Genomic DNA, 6,682 nt, shown 5'->3' on the forward strand with positions numbered 1-6,682 from the left:
TCTTTAACGTTATTTTCTACTTTTGAAATATATGATTTATTTGTTCCACACTTTATCGCAAGTTGCTCTTGAGTTAAACCTTTTTCAATTCTTGCATCATGAACTAATGCACCTAATTTAAAGTTTTCATAACCTTCTTCAAATGCATTCCTTTTTGCAGTTCCTAATTCTCCATATTCTTCGTTAAGAAGTTGAGAAAGTGTTTTAATGTCTTTATTTGTTTTCATAATATTCTTTTTTAATTTTTAATGCTTTGACAATCTCCTTTTTTGGTGTTTTTTGAGTCTTTTTTTGAAACCCATTGGCAAGTACAATTAATTTACCTTCATCAAAAAAACTAAAAACTCTAAATATATCACTTCCTTGTTGAATTCTGACTTCATAAAGTCCGTCGGTTTCTTCAATATGTTTTAAATAAGTCTCAGGAACTTGTTGAATTTCCTCAATTAATTTTAATGTCCAAGCAATTTTTGCTTTCACTTTTGGATTTTGTAAACCCAAAAAATCATTAAAATATGATTTGTATATAATTACGGTTCTATAAGTAATTCTGTTTTCCATTTAGTAAAAATACAAAAGTAGTCTTATTGAGCAACTTTTATTATATTAAATTTTCAATAAATTATACTTTTCTCCTTTTTCACGCAAAATATCGCACAACGTTTGGCGACTACAAGAAGTGGCGAACTTCGGAACTGCGTATTTTCTGCTAAGATAAAACTTCTTGCGGAAAATAAACGTGAATTTACCACATTTCTCGCCATTTCTTGTAACCGCTGTTACAAGAAGCCTTTTATTCTTCCGTTATAATTAGTTTTAGGTTTGATTTTAGAATTTTACTTTGCACTATTATATTTTACTCGTTTATTGTTAATGTTTTATTACTCGTTATTAGTATTTGCATATTAAATATTAGGTTTTACAGTTGTCTTATTAGGAGTTGCAGGTTTGTTATTATTAATTTTCTATGCGTTATTATAAGTTGCAGGTTCAATAATAGGAATTGCGGATTGAATATTAGTGTTTTGCTATTCGATATTGTTGTTTTGACCTATGTTATAATAAATTTATGATTGAATATTAGGAATTTACTATGGCTTATTTTAAAAAATAGTAAGAATAACACAAAAGGGCGGTAGCCCTTTTGTGTTATATCTTTTTCATTTTGTTTCTTTGAATTGAAGTTTAACAATTGCGTTGTAATATGGTTTTCCTGCATCGCCTAAAGATTTTAAATAGGATTTAACATCTTTGATTAGTTGTATTACATTTATTTGATTGTTATATAAAATGTCATTTCTATTTTTTCTTGCTGTAATTAGTGCATTTCCAGCCGAGTTTACTGCTTGACTTAATGTAACAAGGTTTGATTGTAATGCTTGTAAACTTGCAATTTGTATTTCTGTTTCGTTAGGTGCATATTCTGTATGAGAAGCTAGTTGAGTTGTGTAGGTATCTAAATTAGCAATACGACTGTCATAACTCATTTGAGATGTGGAAATACTATCAGTTTCTGTAGTTTCTGGATTTACAGATTTTGGTTTTTGGTCGCCACGTATTTTTTTTGCTTGATTGGCTATGTTTTCCTTATCTGTAGATGATATGTCTAATGATTTTGCATAATTAGAAGACTTTGTCATTAATTTTCCAAGTGGAGCAATGGCAACTTCTCTTTCTGCAACTGCATTTTTATAGATTGGTTTTTTTCGTTTAAAACTGTAATTGTTGCACCAAGTGAAACTTTTTTGGGTTGAAGATTTGCTAATAGTAGATTTGAATTTGATGGATTGTAAATAGTTCCCATTTCTTCGAGGATTTGGTATGCTGAACTAAAGTTTGCCACATTTTTATTGTGTCCTGTTTCTGAAGTAGAAGCCATAATGTTTTGATTTAAAAGTTTATAACACAAATATATAAAAATAAATAATAGATAAAAATTAAACCCTTTGAAAATTTCAAAGGGTTTAATTTTTATTTTTTTACAAATCTTACAGTTTCAATTCCTTTTTCTGTTGAAAGTCTAATTAGATAGGTTGTTGTTATTAAATTAGAAATATCAATTTGATATTTGTCTTTATTTTCATTAATTGTTATTATTAATCTTCCTTGCAAATCAAAAAACTCAATTTTTTGAATCTGTTTTTGAATATTTTCAATAAACAAAATATTACTAGATGGGTTGGGGAAAATTTTTACATTGTTATCATTGTTTATTGTGAAATTATCGTTTGATAAAGTAGCTAGATAGTTGTAAACATTTGCATCGCACCCTAAAGTTCCAACTGCAACCCAAGGACTAACATCAGTTGCAGAACAAATTGACCTAACAAAAAAGGCATAACAGCCATAGGCAGGTGGTAAATCCGTAAATAAGTAGGAGTTGCCAACAGCAATTATTCCATTTGTAGGTATATTTGAACCAATATAAAAATCAGGTACAACTGAAACTTCCCAAGAAGTTGCAGTTCCGTTTTCAGTCCAAGATAATTGTGCGGCAGTGGCATAAGGAATTGAAAGAGTTAGGTTTGAAGGAGTTTGACATTGTGCGTTACCTATTATATAGGTAAGCAAGATAGTTAAAGTTAAATATTTTTTCATAATTGTGAGTATTAAAAACCTATTGTCAAAGTTACAACTTTGACAATGGGTTTGGTTAATTTATTTAGTTTTTTATTAGTTTTTGTTGTGTGTTTATGGTTTCGTTGCTAATACGTGCAATATAATATCCATTTGACAAATTAGTAATATCTATTTGATTTTGGCTTTCAGTAGTGAGTACTTGTTTAAATACTAGTTCGCCTAATATGTTAAATACTGTTATTGTAGTTGGCTCTTTTATATTGGTTAGGTCTATGTTATAAATACCTTTACTTGGATTTGGATAAATAATTATAGCATTATAATTTGGGTTGGTATCAATTTCAGGTTCACTTTGATACTCTAAAATACTGCTTTTAGCTTGAACACCTGCTGAACCAAAAATTCTTGTTATGTTAGTTGCTGATAATCCGTTAAAAGTTGTGAATTTACCACCTACTATTATTTTTCCATCGGGTTGTTGTTTTAATACTTTTACATAATTGTAGCAATATGTGCAACTTGATGTTATATTATCTGTTGTACCTGTTCCAATACTAAAAGCTGTATCTAATGCTCCAGTAGTTGTCAAACGAATGAGTTTTTTTACTGCTGTAGTGCCAAATAATGTAAACTCTCCTCCAATAATAGGTTTGTTTGTAGTTGGTTCAAGAATTAATTCATTAATTGCTCTTTCGACACCAGTTGTAGTATTAAAACTTGTATCAATAGCTCCTGTAGAAGTTAAACGTACTAGACATTTTACATTGCTTCCATTATACTTATTAAATGCACCAGCAATGATAATTTTCCCATCAGGTTGAATGACTGCTTTGGCTATAGGAGAATATAGCGATACACTTAAATCTACATTATACACTAATGAACCAGCTGTATCACCAGCTAAAAATGTTGTATCAATTGTACCGTCACTATTTAAACGTATAATGTTCTTTTGTGTCGCTCCAGCTGTTGGTGGGCTAAAGAAACCAAGTAATATAATTTTACCATCAGATTGTATTGTAATACCAGTTACAACACTTCTGTAATATGTGTTTAATACTATAGGGTTAAATGATGTATCAATTGAACCGTTAGTATTAATTCTGACAATTCCTAATCTTTGTATACCATTATAGTAATAAAAATCGCCACCTAATAAAATTTTGCCATCGGTTTGAAGAGCACAAGCGTGTCCCCAGTTGTTTGAGTACCCTGATAAAGCTGTAACACCAGCACCTCCATTATTAAAAGTAGTATCTACATCACCATCAACTAATAATCGATTAACTCCTACGCTTGTTCCTCCAAAATTTGCATTCCACCAAGTAGCAACCACAATTTTATTATCAGACTGAATAGCCAAATCTTTTGCCCCTTGGTTCCCAATAAAAGAAAAAGTCTGATCTAAAGTTAGGTCTGTATTTAAACGTGCAATATAAGGTTTTGAAATATTATTATAGGTTGTAAAAGCACCTGATATAATAGACTTCCCTGTGTTTTGTAATCCTATAAGATTAACATAGTTATTAGCTCTGATACCAGCAACAAGAGTTGGAGTAGTGTTATTGTTTGTAACTACTATAGTTACAGATGCTGTATCAGAAAAATTACAGTTACCTATTGAACTCAATCTATAAGTTAGCGTATAAGTACCCGCAGGTGTTCCTACTGGAATTGAAATAAGACCTGAACTGTTGATGGTGGCACCAGCAATAGATAGAGGAGTTACCAAAGCAAAATTGACATTTGGTAATGAAGTAGAACTTGAAGCAGTACCATTGTATAAATCATTGGCATAAACACTTGTGGTAACACCTCCTGACACACCGATTATTGGCATACTAGAAAAATTATCGTTTATAGCATCTACAACTATTGTGTTTGATGATGTAGTACTAATAATTATTGTATCGTACAATGTAGTAGAACATCCACTACTATTTGTAAAAGTATAGCCAATTGTAGTTGTTCCTACTCCAGCAACAGAAGCATTGAAAGAATAGATACCATTGGCAAGAGTTACACCTGTACCTGAAAAAACACCGTTAGTATTTGTACCACTTAAATAAATGGATAAATCGTTTAGATTTTGACTACTACAAATTGATGCTGGTAAATTAAATACTGCTCCATTTGTTGGAATTAACGAAACATTATCGATGTAATAAGCGAGAGATTGACTGTAAGTGTCGGTAGTTGTATTGTTAAGATTACAACTAGTATCTATAGAAGCAGGAGTATTTGTTGAAATAACTACATTTTTTAATAATCCCAAATACAAATACTTTTCACCACCATTTGTTGTTGTGAAATTAAAAGTTACAGTATCCCAGCCATTGATATTTCTTGTGATAGTTGGATAAGTTAATAACATCGATGGATTTGGAACAGTGTTAATTTCAAAATTTGTTGCAGTATTGAAACTAATTAAGTTTGTGTTTGATATATATACTTGTAGATTACTAGCGAAATTACTTTTTCCCTCTGGTAACGATACATCAAAACTTATTTGATAATTTGTATTTGGTTGTAATTGTTCTTTCAAAATTGTATATAAATGTTGTTTTCCACCGTGTCTGGTTGTAAAAATCGTAGAATATCCATTTCCTATACTATTATTACATACTTGATTGCCATAAATATTACAAGGCACATCAACCTTGAATGAAAAAGGAGAAGATGTAGGCATTACATTTGAATTGAAATACGAAGGTGTGAATTGTTCGTTAACACTGGCAATAGGAGTATTCCAACCACAGACTTTAATTATTTGATGAATATCTGTCGGTAAACTTGAATATTGTTCAAAATTTCCATTCATTACTAAATCGCAAGCACTTGGTATTGGGGTACATCCATTAGTTGGTGGAGGAGTTAAAACATAAACATAAAGATAAGTTATATTCCCTCGTTTTGTACCATTAACAGGTACATAACGTAATATATGTAAACCAGCTGTAGTAGTTGTAAATGTTGATATTGTTGTATTCGTTCCAAAGGTATTAACAATTGTAGTGGTTGATGGCGATGTAATGTCTTGCAAACATTCGAAACTAGTTGCGTTAACATCATTTACTAAAAGACCAGATATAGAAATTGATGTACTTGTTGCTCCTGCAGTCACAATACTTCCTATAAAAGTATAAGACCCATTACTACTATTTATACCATCGTTTAAACCTGCAACACTAATGCCTGCACAAGAAGTTCCTCCATAATTGTAATAACCATTACTTGTTGTGGTAGTACCAAAAGTTGTTTTAACATTGTAACCTATATCACAAAGTACATTCCTTTCCTCGGGTTTTAAGTAACGTTTAGTTGTTCCGATAACATTCACATTGCTTAAAACAAAGTAACTATCGTTACCATACGGTGAAGCACAAGTAGGATATAGCAAATCTTCAAAGTGGCTTAAACTACTTCCTTGCTCAAAACAAGTTGGGGTATAAACAGGAACTGTTGAAGAACCTACATATTTTATTGCATTATTACAAACAGTACTATTGAGCACACCAGCGCTTATATTGTTTGGTAAAGTACATCCGGGTCTTAATAATGTTGGAGAGACAGAAGAATTAAAGCTAACATCATACATACTACAACTTCCGATTGTGAGCAATGGAATATTGTTTTTAGTTCTTAAAAAAGTATCATACCTGCTATAATACGGTGATGGGTCAATTGATGTACCATTTTGATTAATAAAGCTATTAAAACCTAATGAATGAAAGACTTCGTGTAAAATAACAGTATATAAATCGTATAAATTGGTTGGCGAATTGATAGATAGATTTGTGTTCCAATTTATACTAGGGTCGTTGAAATTAAAAGCAACTTGCCCATGATAAAAGGTATTTGTTGCGCTAGAAATGTTAGTATAGGAATCTACTCCTGTGTGTATTGTTTTCCATATTTCACCGTCTAAAATTCCACCTATTGTATTTGTACTATTAGCGTATGGGATATAAAAAGAAGATGCTAGTCCTAAAGTACCTGATGGCACACTCAAATTTGCAATATTTCTAACCCAAATATTAACTTTATTACCAGTAGTTGATAATGGTGAAGTAATAAAGTTAGATATGTCTTCAAATACTTT

Annotated in this window: 6 protein-coding genes; all 6 read right to left on the reverse strand. The window is 30.9% G+C overall.

Going from position 1 to position 6,682, the window contains the following annotated elements:
• Positions 1–227: helix-turn-helix domain-containing protein (locus tag ACH2CG_RS02140; RefSeq protein WP_395061736.1), on the reverse strand; the 227-nt coding region annotated here is incomplete at its 3' end.
• Positions 214–561: a type II toxin-antitoxin system RelE/ParE family toxin gene (locus tag ACH2CG_RS02145; RefSeq protein ID WP_395061738.1), complete on the reverse strand. Its 348-nt coding sequence runs from the start codon at positions 559–561 to the stop codon at positions 214–216. The genes ACH2CG_RS02140 and ACH2CG_RS02145, both read right to left, overlap by 14 nt.
• 599 nt (positions 562–1,160) lie before the next feature.
• On the reverse strand, positions 1,161–1,640 hold the full coding sequence (locus ACH2CG_RS02150) for a hypothetical protein (RefSeq protein WP_395061740.1): 480 nt from the start codon (positions 1,638–1,640) through the stop codon (positions 1,161–1,163).
• Positions 1,640–1,879 (reverse strand): hypothetical protein, encoded by a 240-nt coding sequence (locus ACH2CG_RS02155; RefSeq protein ID WP_395061742.1) that lies wholly within the window; start codon positions 1,877–1,879, stop codon positions 1,640–1,642. Before ACH2CG_RS02155 ends, ACH2CG_RS02150 begins: the two co-directional genes overlap by 1 nt.
• A gap of 92 nt (positions 1,880–1,971) precedes the next feature.
• Positions 1,972–2,598 (reverse strand): T9SS type A sorting domain-containing protein, encoded by a 627-nt coding sequence (locus ACH2CG_RS02160; protein WP_395061744.1) that lies wholly within the window; start codon positions 2,596–2,598, stop codon positions 1,972–1,974.
• A gap of 64 nt (positions 2,599–2,662) precedes the next feature.
• Positions 2,663–6,682: T9SS type A sorting domain-containing protein (locus ACH2CG_RS02165; protein ID WP_395061746.1), on the reverse strand; the 4,020-nt coding region annotated here is incomplete at its 5' end.

This window comes from Flavobacterium sp. (assembly GCF_043778725.1).
Classification (GTDB): domain Bacteria; phylum Bacteroidota; class Bacteroidia; order Flavobacteriales; family Flavobacteriaceae; genus Flavobacterium.

Excerpts from the sequence above, each read along its gene's own strand:
- ACH2CG_RS02145 (WP_395061738.1), bottom strand. The coding sequence starts at position 561 with ATGGAAAACAGAATTACTTATAGAACCGTAATTATATACAAATCATAT.
- ACH2CG_RS02160 (WP_395061744.1), bottom strand. The coding sequence starts at position 2,598 with ATGAAAAAATATTTAACTTTAACTATCTTGCTTACCTATATAATAGGT.
- ACH2CG_RS02150 (WP_395061740.1), bottom strand. The coding sequence starts at position 1,640 with ATGACAAAGTCTTCTAATTATGCAAAATCATTAGACATATCATCTACA.
- ACH2CG_RS02155 (WP_395061742.1), bottom strand. The coding sequence starts at position 1,879 with ATGGCTTCTACTTCAGAAACAGGACACAATAAAAATGTGGCAAACTTT.